The sequence below is a fragment of the Streptomyces sp. LBL genome, assembly GCF_029893585.1.
In the GTDB taxonomy this organism is placed as follows: domain Bacteria; phylum Actinomycetota; class Actinomycetes; order Streptomycetales; family Streptomycetaceae; genus Streptomyces.
In genome coordinates this window covers 184,596-199,870 of the sequence record NZ_JARXYX010000010.1, presented here as the reverse complement: position 1 = coordinate 199,870, position 15,275 = coordinate 184,596, and the positions used below count along the sequence as shown (strand labels likewise).

The 15,275-nt window shown below is 71.7% G+C and carries 13 protein-coding genes; 2 read left to right on the top strand and 11 right to left on the bottom strand.

The window, feature by feature from the left end:
* Window positions 1-86: 86 nt before the first annotated feature.
* The 6 genes from M2271_RS14885 to pdhA form a co-directional block, all read right to left on the bottom strand.
* The gene (locus M2271_RS14885; protein ID WP_280887658.1) at window positions 87-1,184 is read right to left on the bottom strand and encodes a potassium channel family protein; all 1,098 of its coding nucleotides are present in this window, start codon (window positions 1,182-1,184) and stop codon (window positions 87-89) included.
* Window positions 1,181-2,605 carry a molybdopterin molybdotransferase MoeA gene (locus M2271_RS14880; RefSeq protein WP_280887657.1) on the bottom strand — a complete coding sequence of 475 codons (1,425 nt, stop codon included), beginning with the start codon at window positions 2,603-2,605 and terminating at the stop codon, window positions 1,181-1,183. The genes M2271_RS14885 and M2271_RS14880 overlap by 4 nt, the downstream gene beginning before the upstream one ends.
* On the bottom strand, window positions 2,602-3,546 hold the full coding sequence (locus M2271_RS14875; RefSeq protein ID WP_280887712.1) for an NTP transferase domain-containing protein: 945 nt from the start codon (window positions 3,544-3,546) through the stop codon (window positions 2,602-2,604). Before M2271_RS14875 ends, M2271_RS14880 begins: the two co-directional genes overlap by 4 nt.
* Window positions 3,547-3,607: 61 nt before the next feature.
* On the bottom strand, window positions 3,608-5,161 hold the full coding sequence (locus tag M2271_RS14870; protein ID WP_280887656.1) for a dihydrolipoamide acetyltransferase family protein: 1,554 nt from the start codon (window positions 5,159-5,161) through the stop codon (window positions 3,608-3,610).
* A complete protein-coding gene (locus M2271_RS14865; protein ID WP_280887655.1) occupies window positions 5,161-6,165 on the bottom strand; it encodes an alpha-ketoacid dehydrogenase subunit beta in 1,005 nt (334 codons plus the stop codon). The genes M2271_RS14870 and M2271_RS14865 overlap by 1 nt, the downstream gene beginning before the upstream one ends.
* Window positions 6,165-7,298, bottom strand: a complete 1,134-nt coding sequence (gene pdhA / locus M2271_RS14860) for a pyruvate dehydrogenase (acetyl-transferring) E1 component subunit alpha (RefSeq protein WP_280887654.1) — start codon at window positions 7,296-7,298, stop codon at window positions 6,165-6,167. Before pdhA ends, M2271_RS14865 begins: the two co-directional genes overlap by 1 nt.
* A gap of 189 nt (window positions 7,299-7,487) precedes the next feature.
* Between pdhA and M2271_RS14855 the strand changes: the two genes are divergently transcribed.
* Window positions 7,488-7,973, top strand: coding sequence for an Lrp/AsnC family transcriptional regulator (locus M2271_RS14855; RefSeq protein WP_280887711.1), 486 nt, complete (start codon window positions 7,488-7,490; stop codon window positions 7,971-7,973).
* Between the two features lies 1 nt (window position 7,974).
* Here M2271_RS14855 and M2271_RS14850 read toward each other — a convergent pair whose 3' ends face one another.
* On the bottom strand, window positions 7,975-8,565 hold the full coding sequence (locus M2271_RS14850) for a TetR/AcrR family transcriptional regulator (RefSeq protein ID WP_280887653.1): 591 nt from the start codon (window positions 8,563-8,565) through the stop codon (window positions 7,975-7,977).
* Window positions 8,562-10,079 carry a 3-hydroxyacyl-CoA dehydrogenase gene (locus tag M2271_RS14845; RefSeq protein WP_280887652.1) on the bottom strand — a complete coding sequence of 506 codons (1,518 nt, stop codon included), beginning with the start codon at window positions 10,077-10,079 and terminating at the stop codon, window positions 8,562-8,564. Before M2271_RS14845 ends, M2271_RS14850 begins: the two co-directional genes overlap by 4 nt.
* Window positions 10,080-10,304: 225 nt before the next feature.
* On the opposite strand from M2271_RS14845, the gene paaN reads away from it, so the two are divergent.
* Window positions 10,305-11,996: a phenylacetic acid degradation protein PaaN gene (paaN, locus tag M2271_RS14840; protein WP_280887651.1), complete on the top strand. Its 1,692-nt coding sequence runs from the start codon at window positions 10,305-10,307 to the stop codon at window positions 11,994-11,996.
* A 16-nt stretch (window positions 11,997-12,012) separates the two neighbouring features.
* On the opposite strand, the gene M2271_RS14835 is transcribed toward paaN, so the two are convergent.
* Genes M2271_RS14835 through M2271_RS14825 form a run of 3 tightly spaced genes read right to left on the bottom strand, consistent with a single transcriptional unit; the run spans window position 12,013 to window position 14,884 of the window.
* Window positions 12,013-12,762: a TrmH family RNA methyltransferase gene (locus M2271_RS14835; RefSeq protein ID WP_280887650.1), complete on the bottom strand. Its 750-nt coding sequence runs from the start codon at window positions 12,760-12,762 to the stop codon at window positions 12,013-12,015.
* Window positions 12,759-13,970, bottom strand: a complete 1,212-nt coding sequence (locus M2271_RS14830; protein ID WP_280887649.1) for an HTTM domain-containing protein — start codon at window positions 13,968-13,970, stop codon at window positions 12,759-12,761. Before M2271_RS14830 ends, M2271_RS14835 begins: the two co-directional genes overlap by 4 nt.
* The gene (locus M2271_RS14825) at window positions 13,967-14,884 is read right to left on the bottom strand and encodes a DUF5819 family protein (RefSeq protein ID WP_348539170.1); all 918 of its coding nucleotides are present in this window, start codon (window positions 14,882-14,884) and stop codon (window positions 13,967-13,969) included. The genes M2271_RS14830 and M2271_RS14825 overlap by 4 nt, the downstream gene beginning before the upstream one ends.
* Window positions 14,885-15,275: the final 391 nt, after the last annotated feature.

The following is a 15,275-nucleotide window of genomic DNA, read 5'->3' as shown; positions in this document are numbered from 1 at the left end:
TGCTTGGGCTGGTGCTGAGCCTGCTGAGCTGGCCTGTTCATCGCGGTCTTCGGGCGATCGCGATGCGGCCGCACAACCGCACGTGCTCAACCCTGAGGCAGCGGGCGGGCGTCGGGCGCGATCTGTGAGCCCGGTGTCACCCGCACGATCGTGATCAGCCGGTCCGTCAACTCCAGTGTGCCGACGGCCGGATCGTCGTATCCGAGCACCCGGTGCCCACGTACGACACTCACCACCAGGTCGTCCGTCTCCCGCGGGCGCCTGCCCACCTCGGCCTTTATGACCGGCCGTTCGATGATGTCGAGCCCGCTGCCCTGCTGGATCAGGTCTTCCATCACCATGCCGGCGGCGGGACTGAGCACGGACAGCCCGAGGAGACGTCCGGCGGCGCTGGCGCTGGTGATCACCGCGTCGGCGCCGGACTGTTTCAGCAGCGGCGCGTTCTCCTCCTCCCGAACGGCGGCCACGATCTTCGCGCTCTTGTTGAGCTGCCGGGCCGTGAGCGTGACGAGGACGGCTGTGTCGTCGCGCTGGGTGGCGATGATGATCTTCCGCGCCTTGTGTACCTCGGCCCGCTTCAGCACCTCGCTGCGCGTCGCGTCCCCGACGATCCCGGCGTAGCCCTCGGCGGTCGCGGCGTCGATCACCTTGCTGCTCGGGTCGACCACCACGACCTGCTCTTTCTTCAGCCCCGTCGCACAGACGGTCTGGATGGCCGACCGCCCCTTCGTGCCGAAGCCGACGACGACGGTGTGGTCGCGCAAGGTGGACCTCCAACGGTTGAGCCGCCATTCCTCCCGGGTGCGTTCGGTGAGGACCTCGAGCGTGGTGCCGACCAAGATGATCAGGAACAGCACGCGCAGGGGCGTGATGACGAAGATGTTGGTGAGCCGGGCGGCGTCGCTGACCGGGGTGATGTCGCCGTAACCGGTGGTGGAGAGGGTGACGGTGGCGTAGTACCAGGAATCCAGGAAGTCGACCGAACCGTCGGAGTTGTCGTTGTAGCCGTCGTGGTCGGCGTAGACGATCAACGCGGTCGCCACCAGGACCAGCAGGGCCATCGACAGCCGTTGAGCCACCTGGCGGAAGGGATGCTCCACCACCTTGCGCGGAAGCTTCACCCGATGGGTCACGAGATGCTCACCCGCCTGGCGGGCGATCGCGTCATGGCCCGGAAGTTTCACGTGAAACACACCCCGATCCCGGCGCTCGCCCAGGGCAGATCGAGGAGTTCGGTCTCCTGACCGGCTCGCGCGCCGCCCGGCGGTACGACGGCCAGGGCGTCGGCCGCCGCGATGCCCCGCAGCATCGCCGGACCGTTGTAGTGCAGCGGCATGGCACTGTCACCGCGCAGAACCACGGGGATGAGCCGGGTGTCGTACGGGTGTCCGTGCACCTCGTCCTGGAGCGGCAGCGTGTACGGCTCCGGCGCGGGCCGTGCCGCGAGCGTGCGCAGCAACGGCTCGGCGAGCGTGAGCAGCCCGGAAACGGCCGCGAGGGGGTTGCCGGGCAGACCGACTAGGTGCTGGTTCTCCTCGATGCGAGCCAGCAGCATGGGGTGCCCGGGGCGTACCTTCACGCCGTCCACCAGCAGCTCGGCGCCGATGCGGCGCAGGGTGGGGTGGACATGATCGACAGGGCCGGAGGCGGTGCCGCCGGTGGTGACGATCAGGTCGGCGCCGGAGGTCGTGATCGCCTTGTGCAGGGCCTTGGCGTCGTCGCCGAGTCGGCGCACGGCGGTGACCTCGGCGCCCAGCGCACGCAGCCAGGGCGGCAACATGGGGCCGAGCGCGTCCCGGATCAGCCCGTCGCGCGGGGTGCCCTTGGTGAGCAACTCGTCGCCCAGGACAAGGACTTCGACGCGGGCCCGGGGTACGGCGGTGAGCGTGTCGTACCCGGCGGCCGCGGCCAGGCCGAGCACGGCCGGGGTCACCAGGGCGCCCACCGGGAGGAGTTGGTCGCCGTTGCGGCACTCCTGCCCGCGGGGGCGAATGTCCTGCCCGGGGATCACCCCCCGAGTACCGTGCAGACGGCCCTTGTCGTCGGTGCGTCCGTGCTCGCTGCGCAGCACGGCGGTGGTGTCGAGGGGGATGCGTGCGCCGGTGGCGATCCGGACGGCTTCGCCGTCGGTGAGCGGCTCGGGCTCGGCATGCCCGGCGAGGACACCTTCTTCCCGTACGTCCCATGGACCGGGGCCGGCGACCGCCCAGCCGTCCATCGCGGAGGTGTCGAAGGAGGGCAGGTCGGTGAGGGCGGCGAGGGGGGCGGCCAGGGTGAGGCCGAGGGCGGAGTCGAGGGTGACGGACACGGGGGCGCGGTGGCGGCCTCCGGTGCGGCCCGCGCGTTCGGCGAGGGTGCGGGCCTCACGCCAGGGGGTGGCCTGGTGGCGGCCGTCCTGCTGGTGGCCGGGCGGGCGAGGGGTGCCGCGGTCGCCGCCGGGCGTGCGGGGCGCGGGGGTGTGATCACCGGCGGTGCGGCGGTTGGTCTGGCTGGTACGGCTGGTACGGCCGTCGGTGCGGTCGTTCACGAGGGCGAGTACCTCTTCGACGTCGAGGTCCTCGGCGCCCTCGGCACCCTCGCCGGTCCGGGTGGCGCGGGCGGTCATTCGGCGGCCGGACGGGGGTCGGGCGTGGCGGCCGGGGCCGCGTCCGGCGTGGCGTCGGCGGCCTCGTCGGCCCAGCGCAGGGCGAGGGCGGCGGCCTTGCGGGACGCCTCGGCCACCGCCTCCGGGCCGCCTCCGGAGCGCGCGGCCGCATAGCCGACGAGGAAGGTGGTCAGCGGGGCAGCGGGCCGCGCCACGCCGTGGGCGGCGTCGCGAGCGAGGTCGAGCAGGACGCCGATGTCGACGTCGAGGTCGATGCCCAGTTCGTCCTTGACTGCGGTAATCCATTCATCCAACACGTGCCCATGCTCCCTGATACGTGCCCTGGCGGTGGCGATGTCGTCCCAGGTGTCGCAGTCGAAGGACGCGACGGGGTCGGGGACCCGGGTGAGGTCGAGCCCTGCGGTCAGCCGGCGCAGGGGCAGCCCGGTGAGGCCGCCGCCCGCGGTGGAGCCGACCCTGGATGCCGCGCCGTTGAGCATGGTCAGCTCCCGGCGCAGTGCGGTCCTGCGGTACGCCGCCACGAGAGGCTGGTCGCGGCCGTCGGCGTCGGTGAGCAGCACGCCCTCGACGCCGCTCGTACGCAGGGCGATGAGCAGCCGCCGTACGGTCTCCTCGGTCAGGAACGGCAGGTCGGCCGAGAGTACGACGATGTCCTGGGCCGTGGTGTGCCGGAGCCCGGCGTGGAGTGCGGCCACCGGACCGCCGCCGGGCGGGCTCTCGCGCGTCCAGGTCACCGGCCGCGCGGTCGGTCTGGGATCGGCGACGACGACGGTCGTGTCCGCGTCGGCGCAGGCGGCGAGCACCCGGTCGAGCAGAGCGCGCCCGCCCACCCGCACCCCGGGCTTGTCCGCCCCGCCGAGCCGCCGGGCGGCACCTCCGGCGAGCACGACGGCGTCGTACCCGCCATCGGCGGCGCCTCGGGCGCCCTTCGGCTCGTGCATGGTCACCCCCCGAGTATGCGTGCCGTAGCGATCCACAGGGAACGCGCGGGAGGCGAGGCAATCACAGCGTGCGCAGCAGCACCGCCGGTTGTTCCACGCAGTCCGCCACATACCGCAGGAAGCCGCCTGCCGTGCCGCCATCGCACACCCGGTGGTCGAAGGTGAGCGAGAGCTGGACGACCTGCCGCACCGCCAGTTCGCCCTCGTGCACCCACGGCCTGGGGACGATCCGGCCCACGCCGAGCATGGCCGCCTCGGGGTGGTTGATGATCGGCGTGGAGCCGTCGACGCCGAACACTCCGTAGTTGTTCAACGTGAAGGTGCCGCCGGTGAGTTCCCCGGGCGTGAGGGTGCCCGCGCGGGCCGCCTCGGTCAGCCGGGCGAACTCCTCGGTGAGCGATTCGGCGTCCCGTGCATGGGCCTCGCGCACGACGGGGACGACCAGGCCCCGGCCGGTCTGCGCGGCGAACCCGAGGTGGACGTGGTCGAGTCGGATGATCTCCCGGGCCGCCATGTCCACCGTGGAGTTGAGCTCGGGGTGGCGGGCCAGGGCGGCGGTGCAGATGCGGGCCAGCAGGGCGAGGAGGGAGACCTTCGGGCCACCGGCCGCGTTCATCATGGTCCGCGCCCGCATGAGTTCGGTCGCGTCGGCGTCCACCCAGCAGGTGGCGTCCGGGATCTCCCGACGGCTACGGGAGAGCTTGTCGGCGACGGCGCCTCGGATGCCCTTGAGGGGGATGCGGGTGGCGGTGGCGGTCGTGGCGGGGGCGGTGGTTGCGGTCGGCGTGGGGTCCACGCGCGTGTGCGGCTCGGCGGACGGCACCGGTGCCACGCCGGTCAGCGGCTCAGGTGCCGGTGTCGGGGTCGCGGGCCGGGCCTGCGCAGCCCGCGACGCCCGCAGCGCGTACTCCACGTCCGCCCGCAGGATCAGCCCGTCCGGCCCGGAGCCGATCAGTTCCCGCAGGTCGAGACCGTTCTCCCGGGCGAGCCGACGCACGAGAGGGGAGATCACGGGGACAGGGCCGTCCGCCACGCCGGTCGTGGTGAGGTGGCCGTTCGACATGTCGGCCACACCGGAGTGGCCGCCCGCCCCGTCGGATCGGCCGGCCCCGCGGTCCACCGCGACGGAGGCCTCAGCCCCGCGGTCCACCGCCACGGAGGTGTCGTCCCTGCCGCCCGCCGCCTCCGCGCCGCCCGCTCGCTCGTTCGCCGCGCCGGCAGTGCTCACGTGACCGTTCGGTGCCGGGCCCGCCGCGGCGGCTGGCGTCGGCTCTCCCGGCCGTACCCTGCGCCGTCGCGCCGGCGCCTGCGAGGTGCCGTAACCCACCAGCACGTTCCCGGAGCCCTCGGTCTCGTCGCCGGAGGCCGGCGCACCCACCGCGACGGTGATCAGCGGGGCCCCGACGGGCAGTTCCGTGCCCTCCTCGCCGAAGCGGGCGGTGACCACGCCGCCGTACGGGCACGGCACCTCGACCATGGCCTTGGCCGTCTCGACCTCGACGACCGGCTGGTCGACGGCGACGACATCGCCGACCTGCACCAGCCAGCGCACGATCTCCGCCTCGGTGAGCCCCTCCCCGAGATCGGGGAGCCTGAACTCCAACACCTGTGCCATCAGCCCTCGGCCTCCCACTGCAGACGCCCCACGGCGTCCAGGATCCGGTCCACGCCGGGCAGGTGGTGACGCTCCAGCATCGGCGGCGGATAGGGGATGTCGAACCCGGCCACGCGCAGCACCGGCGCCTCCAGGTAGTGGAAGCAGCGCTCCGTGACCCGGGCCGCGATCTCCCCGCCCGGTCCGCCGAACCCGCCCGACTCGTGTACGACGACCGCTCGCCCGGTCCGCCGTACCGAGGCGCTGACCGTCTCGTCGTCGAACGGCACCAGGGAGCGCAGGTCGACGACTTCGAGGTCCCAGCCCTCGTCCCGCGCCGCCTCGGCGGCTTCGAGGCAGACGGGCACGGACGGTCCGTACGTGATGAGCGTGGCGCTCCGGCCCGAGCGCCGCACCATCGCGCGGCCGATCGGTTCAACGGTCGGCGGGTCCTCCGGGTTCCAGGAGTCCTTCGACCAGTACAGACGCTTCGGTTCCAGGAAGACGACGGGGTCGTCGGAGGCGATGGCGGCGCGGAGGAGGCCGTAGGCGTCGGCGACCGTGGCGGGCGTGACGACGTGGAGGCCGGGGGTCGCCATGTAGTACACCTCGGACGAGTCGCTGTGGTGCTCGACTCCGCCGATGCCGCCGCCGTAGGGGATGCGGATGGTGAGCGGGAGCGGCATCGCGCCGCGGGTGCGGTTGCGCATCCGGGCGACGTGCGAGATCAACTGCTCGAAGGCCGGGTAGGCGAACGCGTCGAACTGCATCTCCACGACCGGCCGCAGCCCGTACATCGCCATGCCGACAGCCGTGCCGAGGATGCCCGCCTCGGCCAGCGGGGTGTCGGTGCAGCGATCGTCGCCGAACTCCTTGGCGAGCCCGTCGGTGACCCGGAAGACGCCGCCGAGGGTACCGACGTCCTCGCCCATGACGTGCACCGTCGGGTCGGCGGCCATCGCGTCCCGCAACGCGCGCGTGAGGGCCTGCGCCATGGTGGCGGGCTTGCGGGCGACGGTCGTCATCAGAGCGCGCCCTCTCGCTCGGCCTCGATCTCCGCCTGCAGGCGGGCCCGCTGTTCACGCAACTGCGGGGTGGGTTCGGCATACACGTGGGCGAACAGGTCCATGGGGTCAAGCACCGGGTCCTGGTTCATGCGCCTGCGCAGATCGGCGGCCATGGTCTCGGCGGCGTCGCGCGCGGCCCGGATGCCGTCCTCGTCGATCAGGCCGCGTTCGGTCAGCTCGTGCTCCAGGAGCGCGATCGGGTCGTGTCCGCGCCAGGTCTCGACCTCGGCGTTCTGCCGGTAGCGGGTGGCGTCGTCGGCGTTGGTGTGGGCGTCGACCCGGTAGGTGATCGCCTCGACCAGCGTGGGGCCGCCGCCCGCGCGCGCGTGTCGTACGGCGTCGGCGAGGACCTCGTGGACGGCGGCGGCGTCATTGCCGTCGACCAGCCGGCCGGGCATGCCGTAGCCGACGGCCTTGTGGGCCAGCGACGGGGCGGCGGTCTGCTTGGCGAGCGGAACGGAGATCGCGAAGCCGTTGTTCTGGACCAGGAAGACGACAGGCGCCTGCCAGACGGCGGCGAAGTTCAGCGCTTCGTGGAAGTCGCCCTCGCTGGTGCCGCCGTCGCCGACCATGGCCAGCGCGACGACGTCGTCGCCCTTGAGGCGAGCCGCGTGCGCCAGGCCGACGGCATGCGGCAGTTGGGTGGCGAGCGGGGTGCACAGGGGGGCCACACGGTGCTCGCGCGGGTCGTAGCCGGTGTGCCAGTCGCCGCGCAGGAGGGTCAGTGCCTCGACGGGATCCAGGCCGCGGGCGACGGCGGCGAGCGTGTCGCGGTAGCTCGGGAAGAGCCAGTCGCGGTCCTCAAGGACCAGCGCGGCGGCGACCTCGCCGGCCTCCTGCCCGGTGCTGGAGGGATAGACGGCGAGTCTGCCCTGCTTGGTGAGGGCGGTGGCCTGCGTGTTGTAGCGGCGGCCCCGCACCAGCTCGGCGTACAGACGGCGCAGCAGCCGCGGGTCGGCCTCCTCGGCCGCCTCCGTGCCGAGGACGCGGTACGGCTCCGCGTCGGGCAGCAGCGGCGCGGGGTCCGTGCGGGGCTGCCAGGCGGGCGGCGGCGACGGCCGGTACGCGCCTCGCTGCTCCATGACCGTCATGACGGCACCTCCTCGTGGGAGCGGCTTCAGGAGCGTCACGGGTGTGATGCGCCTCACCTACCGATTGTTCGGTCGTCGGCACATTTTGGCTACAGGCACCCCCAGGCTGTGGACAAACGGTTCTGCACAGCCTCAAATGAATGCAGGCCGTCCATGACAGAGAGGCGGGGGGACGTGGCAGCTGAACAAATGGCCGAGAGCCCGGAAGGCGGCGGCGCCCTTCCGCCCGCCCGTCCGCTCGACGCCATCGATCTGGACATCCTGCAGATGCTCCAGGCGGACGGCCGCGCGTCGATACGGTCGGTCGCCGAACGGGTCCACGTCTCGCGCGCCAACGCCTACGCGCGCATCAACCGCCTCATCGAGGACGGCGTCATCCGTGGCTTCGGGGCCCGCGTCGATCACGAACGCGCAGGCCAGGGCACCTCCGCATACATCACCCTGAAGATCGTCCAGAACTCCTGGCGGACGGTGCGCAAGCAGCTCACGCGGCTGCCCGGAGCCTCGCACATCGCACTGGTGGGCGGCGACTTCGACGTACTGCTCCTGGTGCACACCTCCGACAACCGGGCGCTGCGCGAGCTGGTGCTGACCCGGCTCCAGGCGATCCCGGAGGTGCTCAGCACCCGCACGCTGCTGGTGTTCGAGGAAGAGGACCTGGAACCGCAGGGCTGAGTCACCGGGGCCGGCGCAGGCCTCCGAACACCAGCTGCGCCACCGCGTCGGCCACTTCGCGCTCGTTCATGCCCCGGCCGTCCGGCCGGTACCACTCCACGATGGAGTTGATCATCCCGAAGACCAGCCGGGTCGCCAGCCGCACCTCCACGTCACCGCGCACGTCACCGTCCGCGGCCGCCGCCTTCAGCAGCTCGGCGACCTTGTGGTCGAAGTCGCGGCGCCGTTCCAGGGCCCACCGCTCGGTTCCGGTGTTGCCGCGCACACGCAGCAGCAGAGTCACGTACGGCAGCTCGGCGATGAGGACCTCGACCATGCGCCGTACCACGTACTCCAGGCGCCCGGCGGCCCGTCCCACGCGCGCGGGTTCCTCGTCCAGAATCGTGAAGAGCCCGTCCAGGGCCCGGCTCACGGCCCGCCGCAGCAGCTCCTCCTTGCCGGTGACGTGGTGGTATATCGACGACTTGGAGATACTCGCCGCCTTGGCGAGGTGCTCCATGGAAGTGCCGTCGTAGCCGCGTTCGTTGAAGACCTGGACAGCGACGGACAGCAGCGTCTCCGGGGTGTACGTGTCACGCTTGGCGGTCGTCATGAGGGGTTGCCCTCCCGCTTGTCGGTGGCGTACGCGTGGCGGTACAGCGCGAGGGACGGCGCGTAGCGCCCCGAGGGGTCGCGCAGGTGCAGGTCGTCCAGGAGGGCGTACGCCCAGTTGCGGCCGAGCCGGCGGCTCCACTCGAAGGGGCCGAGCGGGTAGTTGACGCCCAGGCGCATCGCGGTGTCGATGTCCTCCTCGGTGGCCACGCCCTTGCCGACGGCGTCGTGCGCGAGGTCCACGATCCGGGCGACCGTACGGGCGACGATCATGCCGGGGACGTCGCCGATGACGCTGACCTGCTTGCCGAGCGCCTGGAAGAGGCCGGTGGCCTCGGCGAGGGTCTGCGGGGAGGTGTCCTGGGAGGCGGACAGGGCGATACGGCCGGCCTCGCGGTAGTCGAGCGCGAGGTCGAAATAGACGACGTCCCGGAACTCGACCGAGGTCTGCCCGTCGGCGAGCGCCAGCTGGCCGCCGCTGGGCAGCACCAGACGGGTGCCGTGGTCCTCGTCCTCGTCGCGCACCTGGATGCCCGCCTCGCGGATCAGAGCGATCAGCTCGGAGGCGGGGCCCAGGTCACCCTCGGCGACGACGTAGGCGGGCGGCTGGGCCCGCTCGGCGGTATGCGGCTCGGGACGCTCGGCACTCTCCCCGTAGTCGTACCAGCCCTGTCCGGTCTTGCGCCCGAGCCGGCCCGACTCGACGAGGCGCTGCTGGGCGAGCGAGGGCGTGAAGCGCACGTCCTGGAAGAAGGACCGCCACACGGAGTGCGTGACGGACTCGTTGACGTCCTGCCCGATCAGGTCGGTCAATTCGAACGCGCCCATCCTGAAGCCGCCGCACTCGCGCAGGACCGCGTCGATGGTGGCGGGGTCGGCGCCCTGCGCCTCGTGGACCGCGAACGCCTCGGCGTAGAAGGGCCGCGCGATGCGGTTGACGATGAAGCCCGGGGTGTCGGCGCAGGCGACCGGGGTCTTGCCCCAGGCGCGGGCCATCTCGTACGCGCGGGTGGCCGAGGTGACGTCCGTGGAGAACCCGGAGACGACCTCGACGAGCGGGAGCAGCGGGGCCGGGTTGAAGAAGTGCAGGCCCACGAAGCGGCCGGGGTTGCGCAGGGCCCCGCCGATGGCCGTCACCGACAGGGAGGAGGTGTTGGTGGCGAGCAGACAGTCCTCGCCGACGACGTCCTCCAGCTCACGGAAGAGATCCTGTTTGACGTCGAGCCGCTCCAGGACGGCCTCGACGACCAGGGTGCAGTCCGCGAGGTCGGTGATGTTCTCGGCGGGCAGCAGGCGGGCGCGGGCCGCGTCCCGGTCGGCCGCAGCCAGACGGGCCTTGTCGACAAGCCGGTCGAGGCGCACACCGATCGCGTCGGCCGCCTCCCGGGCACGGCCGGGCAGGGCGTCGTACAGCCGTACGGAATGACCCGCCACCAGCGCGACCTGGGCGATGCCCTGGCCCATGGTGCCGGCTCCGACGACGGCCACGGGGCTGCTGATGTCGAGTGCTGTCATGTGCGCGATCCTCCCGCACGGGGTTTTCCACAGATGCGGCGGACCCCCTTGTACCGACCGATCGTTCGGTTACTCTAACTCTGACCGCCCGTCCGTCGCCCACCACCACCCTGAACGAGGCGCTCAGCGCCACGTCTCTCGATCATCCCGCCCAGGTTTCCGCCCAGGTTTCCGCCCAGGTCACGAGCTCGACGAAGAGTTCTTGAGACGAGGAGTTGGTCCCGCATGGCCGCCGAACTCACCGTGCACGATCTGATCGCCAAGCACCGGCCCACCCTCGACCAGGCGCTGGAAGCGATCCGCACGCGCGCCTACTGGTCCCCGCATCCCGAACACCCCAAGGCCTACGGCGAGAACGGCGGCCTGGACATGGCGGCGGGCAAGGCCGCCTTCGACGCCCTCCTCGGCACCCGCCTCGACCTCGACCAGCCCGGCACGGACGACTGGGTGGGCGGCGAGGTGTCGCCGTACGGCATCGACCTGGGAGTGACGTACCCGCACGCGGACGTGGACGTACTGCTGCCCGCCATGAAGGCCGGGCAGCGCGCGTGGCGTGACGCGGGCGCGGAGGCGCGTGCCGTGGTGTGCCTGGAGATCCTCAAGCGGATCAGCGACCGGACGCACGAGTTCGCGCACGCGGTCATGCACACCTCCGGCCAGGCCTTCATGATGGCCTTCCAGGCGGGCGGCCCGCACGCGCAGGACCGCGGCCTGGAAGCGGTGGCGTACGCGTACGTGGAACAGATCCGCACCCCGGACACGGCGGAGTGGACCAAGCCCCAGGGCAAGCGAGACCCGCTGGCGCTCACCAAGCGGTTCACGCCGGTACCACGCGGCATCGGCCTGGTCATCGGCTGCAACACCTTCCCCACGTGGAACGGGTACCCGGGCCTGTTCGCCTCCCTGGCCACCGGCAACGCCGTCCTGGTGAAGCCCCACCCGCGCGCGGTACTGCCGCTCGCGCTCACCGTGCGGGTCGCCCGCCAGGTCCTCATCGAGGCCGGCTTCGACCCGAACCTGGTGGCGCTGGCCGCCGAGCGTCCCGGCGAGGGCATCGCGAAGACCCTGGCCACCCGCCCCGAGATCCGGATCATCGACTACACCGGCTCGACGGCCTTCGGTGACTGGCTGGAGGCCAACGCCCGCCAGGCGCAGGTCTACACGGAGAAGGCCGGCGTCAACACGGTGCTCGTGCAGTCGACCGGCGATTACCAGGGGATGCTGGCCAACCTGGCCTTCTCGTTGTCCCTCTACAGCGGCCAGATGTGCACCACCCCGCAGAACCTGCTGATCCCCCGCGACGGCATCCGTACCGACGAGGGCCCCAGGACCTTCGACGAGGTGGTCACGGACCTCGCCCGCTCGGTCGAGGGCCTCCTTGGCGACGACGCGCGCGCGAACGCCCTGCTCGGCGCCCTCGTCAACCCGGACGTGAAGGCGCGCCTGGAGGCGGCCTCCGGCCTCGGCGAAGTCGCCCTCGCCTCCCGGGAGGTCAGCAACCCGGAGTTCCCGGGCGCGGTCGTCCGTACGCCGGTCATCGTCACACTGGACGGCGCCAAACCGGACGACGAGGCCGCCTACATGAGCGAGTGCTTCGGGCCGGTCTCCTTCGCCGTCGCGGTCGACTCGACGGCCCACGCGACGGAGCTGCTGCGGCGGACGATCCGCGAGAAGGGCGCGATGACAGTCGGCGCCTACACCACCGACGAGGAGGTGGAGCAGGCCGTCCAGGAGGTCTGCCTGGAGGAGGCCGCCCAGCTGTCGCTGAACCTCACGGGCGGGGTCTACGTCAACCAGACGGCCGCCTTCTCCGACTTCCACGGCTCGGGCGGCAACCCGGCGGCCAACGCGGCCCTCACCGACGCGGCGTTCGTGGCCAACCGCTTCCGGGTGGTGGAGGTCCGGCGAGAGGCGTAGCCCCGAGACCCAGGAGCTAGCTCACCGTGCCGCCGGTGGCGCTCCAGTGGTACAGCGTCATGGCCACACTGGTCGCAAGGTTGTAGCTGGAGACCTGGGGGCGCATCGGCAGCGCCAGCAGGTGTTCGGCCCGCGCGCGCAGTCCGGCGGACAGCCCGCTGCGCTCCGAGCCGAACGCCAGGACGGCGTCGTCCGGGAGCTTGAGGCCTCGAATGTCCTCGCCCTCCGGGTCGAGGGCGAACACCGGCCCGGCCGGCAGTTCCGCCACGCTCAGCCGCTCCACGGCGGTCGCGAAGTGCAGCCCGGCTCCGCCGCGTACGACCGTGGGGTGCCAGGGGTCGAGCGTTCCGGTGGTGACCACACCGGTCGCGCCGAAACCGGCGGCCAGACGGATCACGGCTCCCGCGTTGCCCAGGTGGCGCGGGTCGTCGAGGACGACGACGGGTGTGGCGCGCGGGGTGCGCGCGAGCAGTTCCAGGTTGGCCTCGCGGGACGGACGTACGGCCAACGCGGCCACCGCGGTGGGGTGCGGGCGCGGGAGCAGAGTTCGGTACGTCGTCTCCGGAACCTCCGCCAGGAGCACGTCCAGCGTGTCGCGTACGTCGGGCGCGAGCTCGTCGGCGAGGGCGAGCGCGTCCGCCCGGTCGACGGCGACCGCCACCAGGACGTCGGCGCCGAAGCGCACCGCGTGCTTGAGGGCGTGGAAGCCGTCGAGCAGGACGGAGGTTTCGGCCAGCCGGTGCCAGGCGCTCACGGGGTCGGTCATGCCGTGAAGCCTACGGGCGAGTCCTCCACGCTCTCCGGGGCACGTGGCCCCGGCACCGCCGTACGGGTTCTGCCCGCGGTCCACCGTGCACGCGCGCGTGCCGCCCATCCGCCGAGCCGTCGCAGGAACGACGTCGGCAGGAAGACGGCGTCGGCGACGATCATCGCCAGCGAGAAGAACGGCAGCCCAAGGATCACGGCGATCCCGGCGTGCTCGATGATCATCGCCGTGAGCAGGACGTTCTTGACCCGCCGGTTGAACAGTGTGAACGGGAAGGCGACCTGCACGGCGACCGTGCCGTAGGTCACCAGCATCACCATCGTGCCGCTGGCCGACAGCAGATCGGCGAGGGCGGGCCAGGGCGAGAAGTAGTCCAGGTGCAGCGGGTAGTAGACGGCGGTTCCGTCCTGCCAGCGGGTGCCCTGGATCTTGTACCAGCCGGCCGTCGCGTAGATCAGACATGCCTCGGCCATGATCACGAGCAGGGCGCCGTTGTGGACGATGTTGGCGACCAGGTCGAGCAGGATCCGCGGCTCGCCGGTCCTGGTGAAGCGCCCGACCGCCCACCACAGGGCCTGCGCGATCCACACGGCCCACAGCAGCACCGGCACGGCCGGGTCGCCGTCGAGCCGGCCCGCCAGGGTCGCCGCGACCAGCGCGAACCCGAGCACGCCCCACAGGACCGGGCCGACCCGGTCCGTAACGCGCTCCCCAGGCGCGCGGGACTGCCGCGCGAGCCGCGCCCGGCGGGCGTCCAGCGACCAGACCTGGCCGCAGCGGGTGAACACGAGGTAGACGCACATCAGGTGCAGGACGTTGTCGCCGCCGTCCCCCATGAACACGCTGCGGTTCTGCAGGGAGAGCACGCCAACCATGAAGAGCACGGACATCGTGCGGGTACGCCAGCCCAGCAGCAGCAGAAAACTCGTCAGGACGGCCAGGGCGTAGACGGCCTCGAACCAGAACCGGCCGTCCGTCCACATCAGAGCGGTGAAGGCGCCGTTCGTCGAGACCAACTGCTCCGCGAGGTCCCAGCTCCAAGGGCCGTCGGGGCCGTACATCTCGTGGCGGTGGGGGAACTCCCGCAGCAGGAACAGCAGCCAGGTCGCGCTGAAGCCGATGCGGATGACGGCGCTCTGGTACGGGCCCAGGGCGGACTCGGTGACACGGCCTATGCCGGAGGTGACGGTCAGGGCGAATCGGTTCACTTGTCCTTGCCCCCGTCTTCCCGGGCCGACCACCAGGGCAGTACGCGATAGACCGGCTTGTCGGTGACCTGCTCCTCGCTCCACTCGGGCGGGGGGACGTTGGTGGTGCGGGAGCGCATCTGGACGAGGTCGATGGTGCCGCCCTTTCCGGCCGCGTTCTCGTGGTCCAGACGCAGCGACACGATGCGGCGCAGATACGACTCGGAGAGGGAGCCGCGCAGGCCCGTCGGGCGGTTTTCGGCGTCGTGCGTGACCAGGAAGAAGTCCCAGGCCCGGCGCAGTTCGTTCTGCTGGGTGTGGCTCGGCAGCGGATTGCCGTCGATGGCCCGGCCGTCCTGGGCGGACAGGTCGTACCAGCCGGTGGTCCGTATCCCGCCGTCCGTGGAGTTGATCTGCGCCCGGACCTGGACCGCGATGTTCTGCTGCAGCGGATTCGGCGCGAAGAGCTTCCAGTTCTGCTCGAACTCCGGGTAGATCCAGTTGTCGATCGCCTTGCCGTGTTGCTTCGTCAGTGTGTTCGACGGTGCCACGTGCAGGAACACCATGCCTATGTGCACACAGACGGTGACCGCGATGACAGCGAGCGCCACGGCGACACCGATCTGGTACCGGAGCGAGAGCGCGGCAAGCCCGGCCCGGGCGTCGGGATGGGGAGAGGCGAGGCCGTTCGGGTCGGCGGGAGCAAGAGGAGCAGGAGGGACAGGAGGGACAGTAGGGACAGCGGGGTTACTGGCAACGTCGGAACCACCGGAACCACCGGGACCACCGGGACCACCGGGACCACCGGGACCGTCGGACCCGTTGGACCCGTCGGCACCGTCGGCACCGTCGGCACCGTGGGGCCCGTGGGGCCCGCTCGGCCGGGTGAGGGCAGGCGAGACGCCCGGGCCGACGGGAGCAGTGGGGGCGCTCAGACCGCCAGGGACGTCACGGGCACTCGGACCGGCAGGGACACCGCCGACACTCGGACCGGCAGGAACATCGTCGGCACTCGGCTCGGGCGGCCCGTGCGGGGCTTTCGAGCCTTCGTCGTACGCGTCCATTCCGCCCCCGTCTCCCGAATCCCCGGTCAAATTTCGACCCTGTCGTCCGCCCGCGTCCCCTCACCCGGCACACGGCTCCCTAGACGCTCGCACGAACGGTACTCAGGGCCGTCCACCCGGCACAGCCCCAACGGGACCCACCTCGCAGCCACCCAGGTTTTCCACAGGCGGCCGCCGAGGGTCGCCGCGGTTATCCACAGCGGTTGACACCTTACGACGCCCGTCCCACCATGGAATCGCACAAACCGAACGATCGGTCGGG

What these genes read in the sequence shown, in the direction of transcription:
- M2271_RS14880 (WP_280887657.1), bottom strand. Translation starts at nt 2,605, where the DNA reads ATGACCGCCCGCGCCACCCGGACCGGCGAGGGTGCCGAGGGCGCCGAG.
- M2271_RS14875 (WP_280887712.1), bottom strand. Translation starts at nt 3,546, where the DNA reads ATGCACGAGCCGAAGGGCGCCCGAGGCGCCGCCGATGGCGGGTACGAC.
- M2271_RS14870 (WP_280887656.1), bottom strand. Translation starts at nt 5,161, where the DNA reads ATGGCACAGGTGTTGGAGTTCAGGCTCCCCGATCTCGGGGAGGGGCTC.
- M2271_RS14865 (WP_280887655.1), bottom strand. Translation starts at nt 6,165, where the DNA reads ATGACGACCGTCGCCCGCAAGCCCGCCACCATGGCGCAGGCCCTCACG.
- pdhA (WP_280887654.1), bottom strand. Translation starts at nt 7,298, where the DNA reads ATGACGGTCATGGAGCAGCGAGGCGCGTACCGGCCGTCGCCGCCGCCC.
- M2271_RS14855 (WP_280887711.1), top strand. Translation starts at nt 7,488, where the DNA reads ATGGCCGAGAGCCCGGAAGGCGGCGGCGCCCTTCCGCCCGCCCGTCCG.
- M2271_RS14850 (WP_280887653.1), bottom strand. Translation starts at nt 8,565, where the DNA reads ATGACGACCGCCAAGCGTGACACGTACACCCCGGAGACGCTGCTGTCC.
- M2271_RS14845 (WP_280887652.1), bottom strand. Translation starts at nt 10,079, where the DNA reads ATGACAGCACTCGACATCAGCAGCCCCGTGGCCGTCGTCGGAGCCGGC.
- paaN (WP_280887651.1), top strand. Translation starts at nt 10,305, where the DNA reads ATGGCCGCCGAACTCACCGTGCACGATCTGATCGCCAAGCACCGGCCC.
- M2271_RS14835 (WP_280887650.1), bottom strand. Translation starts at nt 12,762, where the DNA reads ATGACCGACCCCGTGAGCGCCTGGCACCGGCTGGCCGAAACCTCCGTC.